This window comes from Caenispirillum salinarum, assembly GCF_044803115.1.
In the GTDB taxonomy this organism is placed as follows: domain Bacteria; phylum Pseudomonadota; class Alphaproteobacteria; order Rhodospirillales; family Rhodospirillaceae; genus Caenispirillum; species Caenispirillum salinarum_A.
Genome location: NZ_CP085224.1, coordinates 4,816,698 through 4,835,485, shown reverse-complemented (window position 1 = coordinate 4,835,485; position 18,788 = coordinate 4,816,698). Strand labels below are relative to the sequence as shown.

Below are 18,788 nucleotides of genomic sequence, written 5' to 3'. Positions count from 1 at the left end.
TTTTCCGGCCGTCCTGACATAGCGCTGTTGCATGGGCGTGGTGTGCTGAGGCTCAGCATTCACCAGGCAAGGAGCTTCAACCATGCGCACTATCCTGATCGCCACCGCCGCCCTCGCCGCCATGGCGGCCCCGGCCTTCGCCCAGAACCAGAGCGACCACAACGCCCACCATCCGAACATCGCGACCACCGCCGCCGAAGCGCCGGCTGACCAGGCGCAGCGCCAGGGGCAGATGCAGCCCGACCAGATGCCCGGCGGCATGATGGGCCAGGACGGGCAAGGCTCCGGCATGATGGGGATGATGGGCCAGGGCGGCCAGGGTCCCGGCATGATGGGCATGATGGGACAAGGCGGCATGGGCCCCGGCATGATGGGCCAGGGCGGCATGATGGGCGGCATGGGCATGGGGCTCGGGCCCTGCGCCATGATGACCGGCCAGCCGCTCGACCTGACGGCGGACGAAGCCAAGACGCTTCTCGAAGCCATGCTCATCCGCCACGGCAATGACCGCCTTCAGGCCGGGGCGGTCGAGGACCAGGACGGGAAGCTGATCGCCGTGATCGAAACGGTGGACGGCTCGCTGGTCCGCAAGGTCGCCATCGACCCCAAGACCGGCATGATGTCGCCCGCCAAATAGGCCGTCCCGGCGTTACCGCTTTTGAAGCACCGGGCGTCCAGCGCCCGGTGCCTTGGCCTTTCCGCACGGGGCACAGGAGGCAGGCATGACACACGCGCAGACCGTCCACGACCAGGCCACTCACGGCCCTGCCGACGCACAGGCGAAGGATCCAGTGTGCGGCATGTCGGTCAATCCGGCGGCGACGGAGCATCACCACGAGCATCACGGCACGACGTATCATTTCTGCTCCGCCCGCTGCGCCAATGCCTTCATCGTCGCCCCGGAAAAATACCTGAACACATCGGAAAGGCAGGAACAGCCGGCGCCGCGGAAAGGCGTCATCTACACCTGCCCCATGCATCCCGAGATCCGCCAGGAAGGCCCCGGCACCTGCCCCAAGTGCGGCATGGCGCTGGAGCCCGCCGGCGTGGTGTCCGACGAGGGGCCGAACCCGGAACTCGTCGACATGACCCGGCGCTTCTGGATCGGCGCCCTGTTCGCCGTGCCGGTCTTCGTGCTTGAGATGGCGGCCCATATTCCGGTGTTCGGCATCCACGACTGGATCTCGCCGGGCACCTCGGTCTGGGTCCAGTTCGCGCTGGCGACGCCGGTCGTCCTGTGGGCAGGCTGGCCGCTGTTCACGCGGGGCTGGCAGTCCATCGTCAACCGGTCGCTGAATATGTTCACGCTGATCGCCATCGGCGTGGGCGCGGCCTACGGCTTCAGCGTCGTGGCAACATTCTTCCCCGGCATCTTCCCGGAATCCTTCCGGGGCGCCGAAGGCATCGTCGCCGTCTACTACGAGGCCGCCGCCGTGATCACCGTCCTGGTGCTGCTCGGCCAAGTGCTGGAGTTGCGGGCACGCGAGCGCACGGGCGGCGCCATCAAGGCCCTGCTCGACCTCGCCCCCAAGACGGCCCGGCGGCTGACGGCCAGTGGCGATGACGAGGAAATCCCGCTGGAGGCCGTCCAGGTGGGCGACCGCCTGCGGGTGCGCCCCGGCGAGAGCGTACCCGTCGACGGCACCGTCGCCGAGGGCCGCAGTTCGGTCGACGAGTCCATGGTCACCGGCGAATCCGTGCCCGTGGAGAAGACGGAGGGCGACGCCGTCATCGGCGGCACCCTCAACGGCACGGGCGGGCTGGTGATCCGGGCCGAGAAGGTCGGCTCGGACACCGTGCTGTCGCGCATCGTGCAGATGGTGGCGGAGGCCCAGCGGTCACGGGCCCCGATTCAGCGGCTGGCGGATGTGGTGGCCGGCTGGTTCGTGCCGGCCGTCATTGCCATCGCGGTCATCGCCTTCGTCGTCTGGGCGGCTGTGGGGCCGGCGCCCGCCATGGCCTATGCGCTGATCGTGGCGGTTTCCGTCCTCATCATCGCCTGCCCCTGCGCGCTTGGCCTCGCCACGCCCATGTCGATCATGGTCGGCGTCGGGCGCGGGGCCGGTGAAGGCGTGCTCATCAAGAACGCCGAGGCGCTGGAGCGCTTCGAGAAGGTGGATACGCTGGTGGTCGACAAGACCGGCACGCTGACGGAGGGCCGCCCGAAGGTCACCCGCGTCGTCCCCGCCGAGGGACAGGACGAGGATCACGTGCTGGCCCTCGCCGCCGCCCTGGAGCGCGGCAGCGAGCATCCGCTGGCCGCCGCCATCGTCGGAGCGGCGCGGGAGCGTGGCCTGTCCCTGCCCAAGGCGGAGGACTTCTCGTCGGTCACCGGCAAGGGCGTCCAGGGTTCGGTCGAGGGTCGTGCCGTCGCGCTTGGCAACATCAAGCTCATGCGCGACCTGTCGGTGGCAGCGGGCGCGCTGGAAGGCACGGCCGAGGACCTGCGGCGCGAGGGGGCAACGGTCATGTTCCTCGCCGTTGACGGAGCCCCCGCCGGGCTGGTCGCCGTCGCCGACCCGGTGAAGGCCACCCCCCCCGAGGCCCTGAGGGTGCTGCGCGAGACCGGAATGCACATCGTCATGCTGACCGGCGACAACCGCACCACGGCCGAGGCCGTCGCCCGCGCGCTCGGCATCGACGCCGTGGAGGCCGAGGTCTCGCCCGAGGACAAGAACGCCGTGGTCCGCCGCCTGCGCAAGGAAGGCCGCATCGTCGCCATGGCCGGCGACGGCGTGAACGACGCGCCCGCCCTGGCCGAGGCCGACGTCGGCATCGCCATGGGCACGGGCACCGACGTCGCCATCCAGAGCGCCGGGGTGACGCTGGTGAAGGGCAACCTGGACGGCATCGCACGGGCCCGCGTGCTCAGCCACGCCACCATGCGCAACATCCGCCAGAACCTGTTCTTCGCCTTCATCTACAACGGCCTGGGCGTGCCCGTGGCGGCGGGGGTGCTCTATCCGGCCTTCGGCTGGATGCTGAGCCCCATCATCGCCGCCGCCGCCATGGCGCTGAGTTCGACATCCGTCATCGGCAACGCTCTCCGCCTGCGCTGGATCAAGCTGCCGCACGCAAGCGCGCCGCAGGGCCGGGGGGCGCCATGATCGCGCCCCGGAACCGCAAGCTGCATTAGGAACACGGCCCTGCGCGGGCCGCCCCCTGACCATCGAGAGGACCGTCATGACCGGCCCGATGCCGTTCCCCAACATCGACCCCGTGGCCTTCGAACTCGGCCCGCTCGTCATCCGCTGGTACGCGCTGGCCTACCTGACCGGCCTGACCGGCGGCTGGCTGCTACTGCGGCGCATGGTTCCGCGCTGGCCGGGGCTGGCTGGCCTGACGCGCGAGGACGTCGACGACTTCCTGCTCTGGGCCACCTTCGGCGTCGTCCTCGGCGGGCGGCTGGGCTACGTGCTGTTCTACAAGCCGGGGTACTACCTCTCGAACCCGCTGGAGATTGTCCAGGTCTGGCACGGCGGCATGTCCTTCCACGGTGGGCTTCTGGGCGTCGCCGTCGCCATCTGGCTGTTCGCCCGCAAGCGCAAGGTGCCGCTGCTGCCGTTCGCCGACACCGTCGCCGTCGTCGCGCCCATCGGCCTGTTCTTCGGGCGGCTGGCGAACTTCATCAACGGCGAACTCTACGGACGCGCCACCGACGTGCCGTGGGCCATGGTCTTCCCGATGGGCGGCGCGGTCCCGCGCCACCCGAGCCAGCTTTACGAGGCGGCGCTTGAGGGGCTCGTGCTGCTGGCCGTCATGGCCGTTCTCGCCCGCCGGCCGTCGGTGCGGGCGCGGCCGGGCGTGCTGTTCGGAACGTTCCTGGCGCTCTACGGCTTGGCGCGCTTCACGGTGGAATTCTTCCGCGAGCCGGATCCGTTCCTGGGCTTCGTCTGGCAGGGCGCGACCATGGGCCAGCTTCTCAGCCTGCCGATGATCGCGCTCGGCATGGGCATCGTGGCCTACGCCGTGCGGAACCGGCCGAGGGCTCACGCCGCTGCCGAATAAGCTCGCGGGAATGGCGGCGGATGCAAAAGGTATCCGCCGCCTCTTCCCTTACCGGGCCTGCTCCGTCTCGATTATGTAGATGCCGTCCGCGCCCCGCGTCAGGGTGAAGGAAACCGACGCGCCCGCCTCCAGGGTGGCGAGGTCGACGCCCTCGGCCACGGCGAAGTCCATGGTCATGGCGGGCCAGCCGATGGCGGCGATGGGCTCATGCGTCACGTTCACCGTCTTGGCGTCGGCGTCGACGCTGTTGACCGTGCCGGTGCCGGAAACGGCTGCTTCCTCCTCATGTTTCGCGCCGGCCATCGTGGAATGGTCGAACATGATGTGCGAGGACTCCGCCATGGCGGCGGCCGGCAGACCGCCGAGGACGGCGGCGGCGAAAAGGATCGTTTTCATGGGTTTAAGTCTCCTGGTGTGGATCATTCGGGGGGCGTTGGGGAACCGCCTTCGGGACATCAGCGAGATATACATCGGCATTACTGTGGAATCGCAGGACGAGACCGTAAGGATCACTTTTGCGACCACGAAGAACGGCAGCCGCTGGTCGGCGGCATGGCCTGCCAAGTTCGAGCGTGCATTCTGGGAGTATGTGAACATCTATCGCCCGCTGCTGGGGCCGCGCGATGACGCCCTGTGGACGGCCCGCGACGGCTTCGGCATGACCCGGGCCGCGATCAGTCAGAGAGTCGGTGACATCACCCTTGCCCGACTGGGGCGGCGCGTCTCGCCGCACCTTTTCCGTGACTGCATTGCGACGCAGGCGCAAAGGATCAGTCCCGAAGCGGTCCGTCCGGCGGCAAAGGTCCTCGGACACAGTGAGCGGGTCCTGGACGAGCACTACGGCCATGCAGAGACCGTGGCGGCATCAAAAGCACTCGCCAAGGTCGTCGACACCATGATCCCCATGCAGCTGTCCAGGCGCTCACGATAGGGGCGCCTGCGGAGCTTTCCCGCTCGGTTTTCAGCTCTTGTGGCCGATCTGCCGCCCGTGCCGGTGCGGCGGCAGATCGGCTGCTGCCCGAACCGAGGATGACTGCAATGCAGCCTGTAATCAAAACGACGACAGTGCGCACTGTCGACCTGCCCATCGAGGCGATTGCCTGCGGATCCTGGCGCCCGCTCAACAGCGTCGACCTCCAACTGGTCGCGCGGCGAACGGTCTGGACGCTTTGTGCGACGCCGCAGGCCCTGACCGTGCCGTTCCGGGTCTTCGAGGCCATCCGGCACATCATCGCCGGCACCGTCGCCGAGCGGCGCGGGTTGAAGCACCCGCGGTACTGGAACCAGATGATGCCTCCGACCGAAGGCGCCGATCCGGACGACTTCCCCGTCGACCCGCTGGGCGTCGCGGTGTGGCCATGGCGGGAGCAACTCCGGAACGAAGGCTGGGATGCCGCTGTTGTCGAGGGTCCGACGCCGGTCGGACCCGCATTGGTGATCGGCTTTTCGCCCAAGCAGACAATCATCGCTGAATAGCGCTGTGCCGTCGTGAATTCAGTTGCAGCCGGTCAACGGAAACCAGGTTTCGTTGACCGGCTGCTTACCGGCGGCTGTGGCCGTCCACATCGAAGGAATACGCATCATGTACACGATTCCGATCCCACTAGCCGACGGGCTCCGGCTGGACGTTTCCGCAACCGCGGTCGGCCCCAGCATCGCCTTGACAGTAGTCCAAAACGGGCTCTGCACATCGGAGACCCGTATTTCTGACCCAGAGACCTTGTCGGCGCTGCTTGCGGCTCTTGCAGATGCCGCGTCATATGCCGGATGGAACACCCCGCAGGCAACGCCTTCATCGGCATGATGCGGAGAACCTCCGCGTCGGGCGCACTACCTACAGCGGTGGAAAATGCCGCGCGCTGGGTGTGATCAGAGCTACGGCTGTTCGACGTCGAATAAAATTATTCATAGCACCTTAATGGGCGGGCGGCTGGAGGGCATGACGAACCTCCGCTCGGCATTTCGCCTACGCCCTTGAATTGTTGCCAGATATTCGTGTGCGCTTCCGGCAACTAAACGTGCCCGGGGGAAAACATGAGCGAGCGGTTCTTCGAAAGCCCATCCTCAACTCGCCTTATGAGGTGCCCAAGTGGCACCATGATCTCGATGAGGACGGCCAACCGACGGACAACCCGCCGAAGCGGGGCCGCCGCCGTTCCGAACTGATCACGCCGGTTCCCAAGCTCAAAAAGAAGAAGGGCGGGAAGAAGGCGGATGATCAGACCTCGATGGTCTTCGACACGGGCGCCGGCCTGTCCTCCGCCGACGTCGAGTACAACCCGACACCGATCATCAACGAGAACCGACAGTTCGTCGACGAGTGGCGCACTTCCCCCAGAGCCAGTGGCTTGTGACGCCGGCGACGGCACGGCTCCTGGAGTACGTCGAAGGCGCCAACGATCAGGCCAATCCCGAGCTCCTCCGCATGGCCATGAAGATGGCGACGGGCAGCGGCAAGACGACGGTCATGGCCATGCCGATCGCGTGGCAGACGGTCAACGCCGTGCCCCGACGCCTCGGGCGCCATCATGAAGTCCATGACGGTGGTTTTCACCAGGGCCTGTTCCTGACCGGTCAGGCGCGACAGGCTTTTGCTGAAGGTGGGGCACAGGCTGATGTTCATGAAGCCTCCGCAGGTGTCGACGCAGGCCGGCTCGGGGCGGGGGCTGGGGCCGCAGTGGCGAACCCCCAGCCCAACTCGTCGACATGAACCAGAGCAGCCCGAAAAAGCTGGCCGATGTAGCTATTCTTCACGAGGTCAGGCCGCTCCCAGACGGCTCGCAACCAAGCAAAGACTTGGTCGCGATTTTCTGGAAGCTCGATGAGGGCCATGATCGTTCGGAGGATGATCTTCACCTGCTCCGGGTCTTGGAGCACCTCCTCTGTCGGAGGTTCAGCAAGTGCGCCCGCATTCCCTTCAACCGCCGAAAGGTTGGTCGTATTCCTAAGGCCGGGCCGTTCCCTGTTCCTGAGGCGGGTCAATTGCTTGTTCTTCGACGTCTCCCGCCGCGTTCGCACCGATTCCAGGTGAGCGATCAGCCCAGGCTCGTCGAAGCCAGCCTGTTGGGCGAAAAAGTACACCGGAAGCCACTTGGCGCTCGCATGACACAGCTCTTCCAGGTACGCAGCGGGATTCGGTACCTGCTGTCGGTCCAGAAAAGCCTCGATCAAGTCGTCCGGCCCAAGGTGTTCTTTGATCGCGATATGATCACCAGCGACTTCGGCCGTGCCGACAATCGTCAGTGCCGGAGCTCCCTCCCGTTCCGTGAAGTGGCCCTCGTCCACGAGGCGGACGTCCTTCAACGTCTCCGGAGATAGGAAGTAGTGCGAGCGATCTGAACGGTCGACGCGCCCAGAGTCCAGATCCACGACGGCTGCCTGCGTCGCTCCGACATCAGCGACCCGCCTGATCAGATCGCGATAGCGAAGCTCGGCCTGCCGCTCCCGCTGCGCCAGGATGCGGCGCAGATCCTGGCTGCGGATGGGGAGGTTTTGGCCCGGATATCGATAGAGGATGGCGGCGTCCGCAAACTCGGTACCGTCCTGGATAACGGTGAACACGGGCTTTTCTTCCGCCTCATGGACGTAGATCAAGCCGACAAATTTGCCGTCGATCTCAAAACCGCCCTTCTCGATGCGGACCGACACGCTCAGGGCGCCCCCAATGGCGTTGTCGATCAGCCTGATGTCGTGACGCTCGAAGGCTTCCCGGTCGATCCCTTTGATCTCGAAGGTTCCGTCGACAACCCCGAACAGGAGGTATCCGCCCCTGTTGTTGGCGAAGGCCATGATGGGCTTGAGATACTTCTTGGCGCGGGTGTTGAAGCGCTCCTTGGCCTCCGCCCAGTCGCTCTCCCCGAGGGCCAGGAAGTTACGATTCTCGCTCCGCGGCACGAAGAGCCGGCGCAGCGTTTCCGGATGTACGGGCCCGTAGACCTGTTTCGGATCCACACCGCCGGCGTTGGTCTCCCGGAGCATGAGGAACCGATCAAGTTCCTCATCGATCGCCGCCTCGACGTCACCGCCTCGTTTGCCCCGCTTCACATCGCTGACGCGGCCGAGGTTCACGGTATCGTCGACGGTGGAGAGGAGAAAGGCGATCTGCTCGTTACTCCAGCCGCCGCGCCGAAGCATCGCCTTGATCAACGGTATCTTCCACGCTGGCAGACCGTCGCGCTTTCTACCGGCCATTCCCCCCCTCCGCGTCTTCAGGGCACGTCGTAGACTTTCATCACTTCATCGCCGTAGTGGTTGATCACCTTCACGGCGATCCGCCGGCTGGAGGGCTTTTCGAAGGGGCGACTGACGGCGCTGTAGAGCGTCGCCCAGGCGTCCTCGTCGATCTCGGCCTTCAGGGTGGTCTTGAGCTTCTTGTAGGGGTCGTTCCCGCCCAGGAAATAGGCGTGGCGGACGAAGAAGCTCTGGCCATCGTAGTCGGTGTCGACGAACCAGCATGCGATGTCGTCCAGGGAGCTCGACCGCACCTCGCCCGTCGTCGGGTCGAAGATGTCGACGCCCATGATCTCCACTTCCGCCTTCCCACCGCCGACGTCGCGCACCGCAATGTCGGGCTCGCCGAAGACGACGAAGAGGTTGCCGGCGCCGGTGTTGCGCAGTTCGTCTGACATGTGCAGATCGGCGTTCATGCGCGCCTTCAGCACCGTCAGGCCGGGGAAGCGCGACAGCGAGTCCTCGTTGACCTGGGGCTCGAAGGCGAAGCCGCAGACGATCAGCGTGTGGAAGGCTGAGTCCATGGCCTCCTTCGCCGCGCGCCGCACCATGCCTTTGGAGACCGTCCCGTACTCCGGCCCGATGAACACCGCCACGCGCCGATCCTTGCCGGCCTCCTCATAGTGGCCTTCGAGGTGAAGGAAGTGGCCGCCGGACCAGGGCTTCAGCTCGGTGAAGACCAGCTTCTCGCCCTTCTTGGTGTTCTGGACGCCGGCCTTCTTGAGGTTGTCGAGCACCACGCGCACGAAGTCATCCTCGCCGCGCGCCGTCTCGTCGGGCCGGCGGGCGGAGCGGGTGCGGGGCGGCAGAGGCTTACCAGCGTCGGAGGCATCCTCCTCCAGTGCCTGGAGGATCTCGTCGTCGTCCTCGTCGGGCGCCAGAATGCGATGGGGCGACAGGCTCTCGACGGTGAATGGCCCGGTGACGCGGATCTTGCTCTTGTCCTCGTAGGGCCGGTCGTAGAGGTATTCCGTTTCGGCATTGCGGGCGATGGAGGCGTCGATCTCCGCCTGCCGGGCGCGCCGGCCTTCCCACCACTCACCATGCAGGCGCTTGGCCTCGGCGGACCAGTCGGCGCCGAGCTCGCGCGGCACCTCCCATTCCTCCCACGCCTGATCGAGGGCGGCGTTCAGCTTGTCCCGCAGCGGGTCGAGCACGGCCTGGTGCTTCTCCCAGATGACATCGATCTCGGCGTTGTTCGCGATATCTTTGAGCATGATGTGCGGAACACGCTCATAGACGAGCCCCTGGCGAATGGAGCGTCCGAAAGGCCCCTCCTTGGGCGGCTTGCCGGTCAACTCGGCCTCGCGATGCGCCCCCTCTTCGCTGTCCTGCAAGAGATAGGAGGCGAAGCGGCCCGACATGAGCCGCTGACGTGCCAGGGCGAGGGCAACGCGGGATGTATCGACGGTAATCCAGCGACGCCCCCACTGCTCGGCGACATAGGCTGTCGTGCCGGAGCCACAGGTCGGGTCGAGGACGAGGTCGCCTGGATCGGAGGCCATGAGGATACAGCGTTCGATCACCTTCGCATTAGTCTGAACTACGTACAGCTTTTCATCTGTGAAGGCGCCTGTCTGCGTATCCGTCCAAATGTTGGACTTGGGCAGGACCATAGAATCTTTTTGGTATCTTACGTAAGAAATTGAATTCTTGGATGGCAGCGTAAGGCGGGACGCCTTATCCAGTCGGGCGATTCCTTCTGGGTGGCTCGCCTTCCAGTGTGAATTTTTTTTCCAAGGGTCGAATACGATACCGCCAAACCGGTAGGGCTGAGGTTCCTTTGCCCGTCCCTGAGAGAAGATATTGTCATTACGGTAGACGCGTGCATCCGGCGCGATTTTGTCGGGATCTTGCCGCTCATCGGAAGTCATAAAGCGGCGTGTGCCGTCGGCTTCTTCAATCCGGGAATAGCGTCCAGCCTCGTCAATGCCAGGTTTCCTGATATCAAAGAGAGGCCGAAACTTAGCTGCGGAGCGATCCTTTCCAAACCAGAGCACGTAATTTTCAACGCTGCTCAAGAACGAAGAGCTAAATGATGAAGTTGTTACGAAGGTAATCATGGAAATAAAATTATCGCGCCCAAACACCTCGTCCATCAGCGCCCGCACCAGATGCACGTTCTCGTCGCCGATCTGTACAAAAATGCTGCCGCTCTCGGTCAGCAGGTCACGGGCCACGATCAGGCGGTCACGCAGATAGGCAAGGTAGGAGTGGATGCCCTCCTTCCAGGTGTCGCGGAAGGCGCGCACCATCTCGGGCTCGCGGCTCATGTGGGCGACCTTGCCGTCCTGCACGTCGCGAGTCTTGGTGGAGGGCTGCCAGTTGCTGTTGAACTTGATGCCATAGGGCGGATCGAAGTAGATGCACTGGACCTGGCCCTTCAGAGCCTCCTTCTCCGCCAGCGACGTCATGACCAGCAGGCTGTCGCCGAGGATCATGCGGTTGGTCCAGTTGGCGTCGTGTTCGTAGAACTCGATCTCCGCTTCCTTGTCCTCCGGCAGTCCGTTGAAGTCGGAGAACAGGTCGGGGACGTAATCCTTCTCCTGCTGCTCCCGCTCCCGCCGGGCTGCGGCGGAGCGGCGGCGCAGGTCGTCGATGATGGCCTGGGGGTGGATCTTCTCCTGGATGTAGACGGGGACGGCATCGACGGTCAGGCCGTCCGCGTCCTGCGTCTCCTTGCCCCGCCAGACGAGTTGTGGATCAAGATCGGGATTGCGCGCCTTGGCTGCCTCCCCCGGCTCCCGCGGGGCCCGCACCTGCACGGGCGTTGGCGCGCCCTCCGCATCAGCGACGAGCGCTTCCATCTCGGCCGTGGGAATGTGCTTCCGCTTGGCCTCCCGATGCCGCAGGGCTTCAACGGCGACGGAGGAGGACGCGGCGGACTTGGGGGGCTTGGGAGTGCGAGCCATGATGCACCTAGGCGGGTCAGGATGTAACGCGGGTGAGGATGGGCGAACCGATCAACTGGATGGCGCGCTGATCGGCGACAAAGAGATCCGTGATGACGTCGAGGATTGAACGGGGCGTTTCTCCTCCAACATCGGCGCCTGAGAAGAACCCCACTGGCTGCTGAAGCAGGGAACGAAACCGAGCGGCAACAGCCGCCTCGTCGTCCGTCAGGTCGACATCTGTACTTTCAAGACCGCGTGACAAGAACAGGCTCAGCTCGTCAGGCGCCGGGCGCCGGCCTATGGGATTGTATCCGAAGAACCTGAGGATGTCGGAGAGCGTCATCTCCGAACGAACCTGGCCGAAGCGCTTCTTCGTGGCGTATCTGTCCAGGACCTTGCGGAGGATCGGCGCCCGCTCAGCCAGACGGCCCCGTTCTACCTGTGCCAACTCAGCAATTTTGGACACTCCGAGTGTCTTTACTTCCTCAGAATGACGAAAGCCGAACGGGTGAATGCCGTCGAAGCTGATGTGATGATCTTCCCCGTCAGGCAGGTCGAAGTCGGAAGCCTTGAACATGACAGCCGCCGACCGAGGTGCCGAATTGCCGTTCAGGGGATAGTGCATTCCCTGGCGATAGACCTGGTCGAGTTCCTTGTATGTATGGAAGCACGGGGCGGCATAGGCGACGACGATGTCGGGCCAAGCCGAAAAATCGGCCTCCAGCCCGGCCAGCGTCTCCCGCTGCTCACGGTCGCCACTGCCCTTGAACTGGACTCGGTAGAACGGATACTGAAGCGGCATCGGGACGCCAATCTTATCCCAGTAGGCAGGTTCAATAAGATTCCCGTGGGCGCGCACCACTGCTCTGGAGCGCTTGTACTGAAGGCAGAACGACGTGGACTGAGAGCAAAGCGCCACATCAATGCCAAGGACCTTTTCCTTGATCTGCGTTGGCATGTAGGGGGCAAAGAGAGGCGTCCACCCACTTACGCCCGGCCAATTGTGCATGGTCGACAAAGAAAAAGTCATGACGTAGCCGAAGGCAAATTCCGATATTTCCGGCGTTTCGATAGCTTGTGCCATTATTTCACAGCCTCCAGCACCGTGACGCTCGCCGTGCCGTCATGCTGCCACCCCTCGTTCTCTTCGAGGTCCCCCCATTCGTCGACAAGATCGCGATCCACGCGGAGGATCTCGATACCAAGCATGTCAGCCAGGTCCGAAATGGCGCGGGGCGGCTTCAAGTTTTCGACGGCAAGGGCCGTGGTAACGCTCTGGCCGGTTTCTTTTTCTTTTTCCTCCGCTTCCGCCAGCGCCTGGTATTTGATGCACTGGTAAAGACCGCGTCTCAGGTCCACTTCGTCGGAGATGCGCGACTTGGCTTCGATGATGCGCACGTGGTGTCGGCTCGAGAACCGCACATCAGCTTCATCCAGGCTCGGGAAGCGGTACTCGACCCTTCCCTTGCTGTTGGCTGCCGGCGCACCGCATTGTTCGGGGTGAGCTTTCAAATAAAACTTTAGGCGCCTATGCTCTAGAGATTCTGCCGGTCCGCCTCCGCACAACCGACGGATCTTGCCGTCGCGCTCCTTGGAACCTGACTGCTTTTCCCACGACTGATCCATCGCCGCGTCGACGTCGAACATCCCGGAAATTCGGTCCCAGTCTGCGAAGTCTCTACAGGCATCCCAGACGTCCTTAATCAACGCCTTCTTCTCTGCACTGCTGGCGTCGAGCCACCAGTCATTGGGGCACCATTCGGGTTCAAGGAACCAGTGCGCGCCTTCCCCGGGAAGGCCATCCCCGGCGTTGACGACAAGCACGTTGATGGGAGGGATGGAGCCGTACCGGTCGATTACAGCTTCCATCATCCCCCCGATGACCCGGCCGACGTGACGATGGTTTACATTTGCTCCCGGGCGGCCAAGTGCGGCTGTCAGCCGTGATGCCATACCGCCGTACGTGACGAGTGGCGGTGTTTCGTCATCAATATGCTTGCGCACCATCTGCACCAGTTCGCGGTACGCGAACGGGTAAAGCTCTGGAATACAGTAGTTTCCCATCTTCCCCTCTCATGAACGGCTTCCCTCCCGATGGATGGGTGGCCCCCTCAAGCCGCTTGCCGGCGGTTCTCCAACATGGTCTCAATCATGTCCTTTGCCCGGTAGACGTCCCCGATCTCCAGGAAGGCCCAGCGGCCGAAACCGCCGTGGTTGTTCACGGCCGGAACCCAATGGGTGTCCATGGCCTCCTTCTTGTTCTGCGCGTCGATGCCGCGATAACCCTTGATCTCGACGATCAGGTTCAGCGCGTCGTCGGGTCCGTGCCCGTCGTCGATGCGGACGATGAAATCCGGCCGATAGCGGCGCTCCCCGCCCGCGACCGCATATGGGACATCAAAACCCAGACCGTGGTTCTTGGCGTAGGCCAGGACCTGCGGCATGCTCTCGACGGTTTCGCAGAACCCCAGTTCCCAGTCGCTGTCGCCGACCACCAGATTGATAGGACAGAGCGACGCTTTCGTGGTCCAGAGCTTGTCCTTGGACGTCTGGAAATCGACGGTGCGCGTCGAGCCCTCCGGGTTGTAAGCGTCGATGATCGGCAGCCGAAGGGCCCGGCGAGCGACCCAGTCCTCGTCATCGACGCTGTCGCCCAGGCCGCCGCGGACACAGGCGTTGTAGATCCGCAGGGCCGCTTCGTCGGCGAGGCCTTTCCACAGGAACAGGCCCGGCTTCGTGCCGCCGGTGCATGTCAACTGCGTCTCCAGCCATTCGCGGGTCGCCCGCAGCAGCTGGGGGAACAAGTAAGGCTTGAGGTTCCCCTCCTGATCGCGGAAGCGATTGCGCAAGGCATGCCCGGCGACATGGTAGGCCACGGTGCTGATGCGTTGGTTCATGTAGTTGTCGAGCGTGATGGTCTCGCCGGCGCCCAGGATGTCGGCCACCTCCGCTCGCGTGGGACCGGCGGTTTCCGGGTTCAGGGTGAACCGGGAATCCTTATCCCAGGTCCAGCGCAGGCGGTCGCTGGGGAGCTTGATGCGGTATCCCTGGACCCGGGGGAAGGTGATCTCCAGGGAGGCCCGATCCGGAACCGAGAAGACGCGGCGGGTCGGCTTCGGTGGCACGAAGGTGGTCGGGCCCGAGGACTCCTGGGCGAAGGAGAACGGAATGCCGAAGATGTTGGCGTATTCCGGCCGGAACATGCCGTTTTCGTCGGGATCGTAGGACACCCGCCGCAGCCCCCGCCCGACGACCTGCTCACACAGCAGTGGCGTGCCGAAGGCGCGGACGCCGAGGATGTGCGTGACGGTGTTCGTGTCCCAGCCTTCCGTGAGCATCGACACCGAGACGACGCAGCGGATCGACTCGCCGAGGCGGCCCTCCTTGCCGACGGTGTTCATGACCTCGCGCAGCAAATCCTCGTCCGAGAGCTTGGTCGCGGCGCCCTGGCCATACCGGTGGGCGACGTCTTGTTTGAAGAGCTCCAGCTCTGGGCCGGCGACCTTCTTGAAGTCCGCAGTCATGGCGCCGCCGCTGTCGAGCTCGTTGCTGTCGATCAACAGCGTCCGCGGGCGCGGCAGACGTCGGCCGTCCTCGTCGTAGTTGCTGAAAAGCGGAAACTTGCCCTTCACGATGGCCGTACGGCTCTCGCCGGCGGCCGTCTTCTCCTCGCGCTCATAGCCCGCGATGTAGTCGTAGAGGAGCTTCGAATGGCTCGTGTTCTGGCAGACGACGATAAACACGGGGGGCATGTTGGAGCCGGCCTTGCCGAAGACCACCGACCAATTGTCGAAAACGCCCTCGTAGTGCTCGTAGAGGCCGTGCAGGGCGCCCAGCAGCTTCTCCGGAAGCGCCTCGGGATCGAGATTCTCCTGCTTGGCGCGCCCCTTGAGCGGCATCTCGTCCTTGATCTCCGGCCAAACCCGCCGCCACACAGGCATGGGCTTGTTCAGGGAGTTGTCCGAGATCGGCACGCGGGGAATCTTGACGATGCCGGCCTCGATGGCGTCCATCAGCGAGAAGTCGGAGACGACCCAGGGGAACAGCGTGCCCTGCGGGTAGCCGGAGCCCCGGAGGAAGAACGGCGTGGCCGACAGGTCGTAGACGGAGCGCACGCCGACCAGGGTGTCCAGGGCCTTGATGCCGTTGATCCACAAGCGGGCCGCCTCGGCGTTCCGCTTGGTCTCCTCGCGCTCGTCCTGGCTCACCTTTTCCTCGGCGGACTTTCCGGGCTTCTCCTGATAGCAGTGGTGCGCCTCGTCGTTGATGACGATGACGTTCTTGCGCTTGAGCAGGTCCGGGCACACCCGGGCAAGCATCTGCCCCTCGGTCTCCTGGGTCTGTGGCGCCTCGCCATGCCCTTGAAGCAGGGCCTTGCTGAATTTGGGCAGCGTGACGGTCTGGCGCAGGCCGAAGGCGTGGTAGTTGGTGATGACGATGCGCGCCTTGCGGATGTCCCCGATCATGTCGTCGGGGACGATGTCCTGCTTTTCGTAATAGTTTTCAGGGTCGCTCGGCAGCAGGATTCGCAGGCGGTCCCGGATCGTGATGCCGGGGGCGACGATCAGGAAGGCGTCGGAGAAGTTGCGCCGACCGCGCGCGGCGTTGACCGTTTGCCACGCGATCAGCATTGCCATGACCGTGGTCTTGCCCGACCCGGTCGCCATCTTGGCGGCGAGACGGAACAGGCCCGGGTTGGCCGCTTCGTTTTCCAGGCGGATCTTCTCGCGGAGCCTGCGGAACTGGCCCTGCTTCGGCGCCACCTCCTCAAGCCAAATGATTGTCTCGACCGCCTCCACCTGACAGAAGAAGGGCCGGCGGGCCATGCGCCCCTCGCGCCAGTGATCCAGCAGTCTGGCGGTTTCGTGGGTGACGCCCCACTGCGACGGCGGGAGCGAGCGCCAGCGTTCAATATGCCCGCGGATCTCGTTGATCAGATCGTTGGCGCTGAAGGCGCCGCCCTCGGCATCCTGGTCGTCGAGGCTGAGGGAGCCCTGCTGACCGACCTTCTTGGGCTGAGCGATCGGCACGAAATATTCGCTTCGCCGGCGCCCGGTGTTGATGATCTCGGTGGGGTTGCCGGTCTTGTCGAGTTGCCAGTGCCTGTCGGGGGCGCGAAAGGGCGAATTCAAGATCGGATTGTCTGGCGAACTCATGACCCCCACGCTCCAAAACCCTGCGCTGTGCCGTTTATGTAGGTACCACTATAGTGGTTTGCCGTGCAGGGGGAAGCGCCAAGGGGTGCAAAGCATCAGATTTCTGTACGCGGGTTGTATGCTTGCGGCGATGCGTCCTTTCGGAGGACTGTCCTGGGCCGCAGGCGGAGCACGTCGGCGTGCTGCCGTACCGTCCACGAACGCCGGAGCACCCTCTTGCACACCGTTCGGGCCGGCGCGGCTTTCGCAGCCACCGCCAGCCCGAGGTGTTCGACGTCGAACGTGGTTTCTTTGTAAAATTCAACGGCCGTCGTTGAGGACCGCGTCGATGGACGCGCGCAAGGCCAGAAGATGGCCGCGATCCTGATCGCTGAGCGGGCGGCCTTCGCTTCGAATCGTGCCAAGCGTCGTCGTCAAGCGCTTGAGCCGCCGCCCCAGCGCCGGGGCGTCGTACCCGCTTCGGCCGAGGGCGCCCATCGTCACGGCATCGCCGGCCTGCTCAAGCTGGTCTCGAGCTTGGCGAAGACTTGCGATCGAGGCGCCCTTCGCGACGAGATCCGCCAAGACCGGCTGTATCTCGGCGGGCGCCATGGCGACTTCGAACAGCGCCGACTTCGTCGGCTCGGGCGACATGGCGAGAAACCGCGAGAGCATTTCATCCGGCAGCGTGCCGACGGCGATCAGCTTCGTGATCTCGGTGCGACTCACGCCGGTCATTTGGGCTAGGCTCTCGTCCGTACACTGGCGCTGCACGGACAGCCGCCGGATGGCAATGGCCCGCTCCACGGCATGCAAATCAACGCGCTGCGCGTTCTCGACAACCGCGATCTCGTCAAGGTCGCCCGAGACGCAAATCGCGCGGATCGTCGCTTTGCCAATCAGCTTGTGAGCCCGCCAGCGTCGTTCTCCCGCAGCGATGATGTAGCGGCCTTGTGTCTTCTGGTCCCGCTTGACGAGGATCGGCTGGAGCAGACCACTCTTGAAGATCGACGTCGCGAGCCCCTCCAGGGCTGCTTGGTCAAACAGCTTCCGCGGCTGATCTGGGTTTGGTGTGATGTCGTCAACCGGTATCTCGACGACGTTCATCTGCTGCGACATCGCGACCATCCCCGTCGATAGAGCACGAGCTGCTTCACCGGAAATCCGCTCGGACACGCGCCTCGCCGGCCGCCGAGTCATGACGCCACCTGTGGCGCAATCCGGCGCTCAATGGTTTCAAGGAGCTGGTCCGCAACGGCGTGGTAGGCGTCGACACCGGGCCCGGTGGGATTGTCTGCGAGCGTCACAGAACCTGCCGCTTCGGAAACAGCGTAAGCCGTGGTGTGGCGGATCGGTGGGAAAATGTGCGTCGCGTCGCCGTAGTCGCGTCGGAGCTCTTCAAGCGATTCCCGGTCCTGGCGGATGCGGCTGCGCACTTTCGTCGGCAGAATGCCGAGCAGCCGCAGATCGTGACGATACAGCCGCCGCACCTGGTCGACGTTCGTCAGCAGAAGTGGAATGCCGGCCAATGACCATGCAGCCGCTTCGGTCGGCACGAGCAGGTACTGCGCCGCGAGCATGCCGTTCAGCGTCAGTTTTCCCAGATTCGGCGGGCAGTCGATGAGGATCGCATCGAAGCGCTGGCCCAACTCTTCAATCTTGCGCCGCAGCAGAAGCTCTGCGGCGGTCCGCCCAGCCAGTTCCGGCTCCACGGCATCGACATTCGCCCCCGACGGCGCGATTGAAAACCCGAGTTCCGGGCACGGCCGGATGATGTCGACGAGCGGTCTGTCTTGCAGCAGAACGTTGTAGATCGTTCGCCCCTCCCGGCCGGCCGAAACGCGATCAACACCGCCGGCGAGTGTCGCGTTGGCCTGAGGATCGAGGTCGATGACGAGAACTGAAAGCCCGCGCTGTGACAGCGCGTAGGCGAGATTGAGGGAGGTGGTCGTCTTGCCGACCCCGCCTTTCTGGTTGGCCACAGCGATAACCGCGGGTTTAGCCCGAAAATCGTGATGAATAATTCCGCCCGCGCTTCGGTCGTCTCTGTGAAGGTAATCGTAACTTCCCAAAAGAGTTTCCTCCTGCTGTCGATATTTATTCAACTACGTTTTTTTCAGAACGTCGACAAGGTGGAGGCGATAATTTTTTGGGAGTTGCTAAAGGTCTCTCTTCTGGATTTACGGTCCATCATCGCTGGTAGGTGGGCCTGACGATCAAGCCCAAACCCATCCCATGCCCTCCCGCTACATTTCGGCAGGAGCTTTTTCGGTCACTGGTTGGAAAGTACAGGCAGGACGGCTGCCGCAGTGGCGCGTTACCCCTTGCTTCGATGATCGGCGAAACCTACCTAAAGATCATGCCGCTAGCGATCGGTCCGGGACCGGTCAGAAATGGCGGCTAGTTCGGTGTGCTGACGACGCCGCTCAGCGGCTTCAGCGCCCGAACCGAGCCCCGCAGTGCTCTCTTCATCGGGGCTCAACTGCCACTTAATCCGTGGCCCTCGCTGCTTGCGTGCATT

General features: G+C 64.1%; 13 protein-coding genes and 1 pseudogene. 6 read left to right on the top strand and 8 right to left on the bottom strand.

Annotated features, from left to right (window positions below; translation table 11 throughout):
* Positions 1 to 82 precede the first annotated feature (82 nt).
* The 3 genes from LG334_RS22385 (at position 83) to lgt (ending at position 4,008) form a co-directional block, all read left to right on the top strand.
* Positions 83 to 637 (top strand): hypothetical protein, encoded by a 555-nt coding sequence (locus tag LG334_RS22385; RefSeq protein WP_404381658.1) that lies wholly within the window; start codon positions 83 to 85, stop codon positions 635 to 637.
* 85 nt (positions 638 to 722) lie between these two features.
* Positions 723 to 3,107 carry a heavy metal translocating P-type ATPase gene (locus LG334_RS22380; protein WP_404381656.1) on the top strand — a complete coding sequence of 795 codons (2,385 nt, stop codon included), beginning with the start codon at positions 723 to 725 and terminating at the stop codon, positions 3,105 to 3,107.
* Positions 3,108 to 3,183: 76 nt separating this feature from the next.
* The gene (gene lgt / locus LG334_RS22375) at positions 3,184 to 4,008 is read left to right on the top strand and encodes a prolipoprotein diacylglyceryl transferase (RefSeq protein ID WP_404381654.1); all 825 of its coding nucleotides are present in this window, start codon (positions 3,184 to 3,186) and stop codon (positions 4,006 to 4,008) included.
* Positions 4,009 to 4,056: 48 nt separating this feature from the next.
* Here lgt and LG334_RS22370 read toward each other — a convergent pair whose 3' ends face one another.
* Positions 4,057 to 4,404, bottom strand: a complete 348-nt coding sequence (locus LG334_RS22370; RefSeq protein ID WP_404381652.1) for a copper-binding protein — start codon at positions 4,402 to 4,404, stop codon at positions 4,057 to 4,059.
* On the opposite strand from LG334_RS22370, the gene LG334_RS22365 reads away from it, so the two are divergent.
* From LG334_RS22365 to LG334_RS22355, 3 genes and pseudogenes are all read left to right on the top strand, one after another.
* Positions 4,403 to 4,939 (top strand): hypothetical protein, encoded by a 537-nt coding sequence (locus tag LG334_RS22365; RefSeq protein WP_404381650.1) that lies wholly within the window; start codon positions 4,403 to 4,405, stop codon positions 4,937 to 4,939. The two genes, LG334_RS22370 and LG334_RS22365, sit on opposite strands and share 2 nt — an antisense overlap.
* A 98-nt stretch (positions 4,940 to 5,037) precedes the next feature.
* Positions 5,038 to 5,484: a hypothetical protein gene (locus LG334_RS22360; protein ID WP_404381648.1), complete on the top strand. Its 447-nt coding sequence runs from the start codon at positions 5,038 to 5,040 to the stop codon at positions 5,482 to 5,484.
* 558 nt (positions 5,485 to 6,042) lie between these two features.
* Positions 6,043 to 6,514 (top strand): annotated as a pseudogene (locus LG334_RS22355) (restriction endonuclease); the annotation flags it as partial.
* 113 nt (positions 6,515 to 6,627) lie between these two features.
* Here LG334_RS22355 and LG334_RS22350 read toward each other — a convergent pair.
* From LG334_RS22350 to LG334_RS22320, 7 genes are all read right to left on the bottom strand, one after another.
* The gene (locus LG334_RS22350) at positions 6,628 to 8,199 is read right to left on the bottom strand and encodes a helix-turn-helix domain-containing protein (protein WP_404381646.1); all 1,572 of its coding nucleotides are present in this window, start codon (positions 8,197 to 8,199) and stop codon (positions 6,628 to 6,630) included.
* A gap of 17 nt (positions 8,200 to 8,216) precedes the next feature.
* Positions 8,217 to 11,150 (bottom strand): site-specific DNA-methyltransferase, encoded by a 2,934-nt coding sequence (locus tag LG334_RS22345; protein ID WP_404381644.1) that lies wholly within the window; start codon positions 11,148 to 11,150, stop codon positions 8,217 to 8,219.
* Between the two features lie 16 nt (positions 11,151 to 11,166).
* Positions 11,167 to 12,216, bottom strand: a complete 1,050-nt coding sequence (locus tag LG334_RS22340) for a hypothetical protein (protein ID WP_404381642.1) — start codon at positions 12,214 to 12,216, stop codon at positions 11,167 to 11,169.
* Positions 12,216 to 13,196, bottom strand: coding sequence for a hypothetical protein (locus tag LG334_RS22335; RefSeq protein ID WP_404381640.1), 981 nt, complete (start codon positions 13,194 to 13,196; stop codon positions 12,216 to 12,218). The genes LG334_RS22340 and LG334_RS22335 overlap by 1 nt, the downstream gene beginning before the upstream one ends.
* Before the next feature lie 47 nt (positions 13,197 to 13,243).
* Entirely contained in the window at positions 13,244 to 16,288 is a 3,045-nt protein-coding gene (locus tag LG334_RS22330; RefSeq protein ID WP_404381638.1) for a BPTD_3080 family restriction endonuclease, read from the bottom strand.
* A gap of 300 nt (positions 16,289 to 16,588) precedes the next feature.
* Positions 16,589 to 17,386, bottom strand: coding sequence for a ParB/RepB/Spo0J family partition protein (locus tag LG334_RS22325; RefSeq protein WP_404381636.1), 798 nt, complete (start codon positions 17,384 to 17,386; stop codon positions 16,589 to 16,591).
* Positions 17,387 to 17,463: 77 nt separating this feature from the next.
* A complete protein-coding gene (locus tag LG334_RS22320; protein ID WP_404381634.1) occupies positions 17,464 to 18,339 on the bottom strand; it encodes a ParA family protein in 876 nt (291 codons plus the stop codon).
* Between the last annotated feature and the right edge of the window lie 449 nt (positions 18,340 to 18,788).

What these genes read in the sequence shown, in the direction of transcription:
- LG334_RS22370 (WP_404381652.1), bottom strand. Translation starts at nt 4,404, where the DNA reads ATGAAAACGATCCTTTTCGCCGCCGCCGTCCTCGGCGGTCTGCCGGCC.
- LG334_RS22330 (WP_404381638.1), bottom strand. Translation starts at nt 16,288, where the DNA reads ATGAGTTCGCCAGACAATCCGATCTTGAATTCGCCCTTTCGCGCCCCC.
- lgt (WP_404381654.1), top strand. Translation starts at nt 3,184, where the DNA reads ATGACCGGCCCGATGCCGTTCCCCAACATCGACCCCGTGGCCTTCGAA.
- LG334_RS22325 (WP_404381636.1), bottom strand. Translation starts at nt 17,386, where the DNA reads ATGTCGCAGCAGATGAACGTCGTCGAGATACCGGTTGACGACATCACA.
- LG334_RS22335 (WP_404381640.1), bottom strand. Translation starts at nt 13,196, where the DNA reads ATGGGAAACTACTGTATTCCAGAGCTTTACCCGTTCGCGTACCGCGAA.
- LG334_RS22385 (WP_404381658.1), top strand. Translation starts at nt 83, where the DNA reads ATGCGCACTATCCTGATCGCCACCGCCGCCCTCGCCGCCATGGCGGCC.
- LG334_RS22380 (WP_404381656.1), top strand. Translation starts at nt 723, where the DNA reads ATGACACACGCGCAGACCGTCCACGACCAGGCCACTCACGGCCCTGCC.
- LG334_RS22360 (WP_404381648.1), top strand. Translation starts at nt 5,038, where the DNA reads ATGACTGCAATGCAGCCTGTAATCAAAACGACGACAGTGCGCACTGTC.
- LG334_RS22345 (WP_404381644.1), bottom strand. Translation starts at nt 11,150, where the DNA reads ATGGCTCGCACTCCCAAGCCCCCCAAGTCCGCCGCGTCCTCCTCCGTC.
- LG334_RS22340 (WP_404381642.1), bottom strand. Translation starts at nt 12,216, where the DNA reads ATGGCACAAGCTATCGAAACGCCGGAAATATCGGAATTTGCCTTCGGC.
- LG334_RS22350 (WP_404381646.1), bottom strand. Translation starts at nt 8,199, where the DNA reads ATGGCCGGTAGAAAGCGCGACGGTCTGCCAGCGTGGAAGATACCGTTG.
- LG334_RS22365 (WP_404381650.1), top strand. Translation starts at nt 4,403, where the DNA reads ATGGGTTTAAGTCTCCTGGTGTGGATCATTCGGGGGGCGTTGGGGAAC.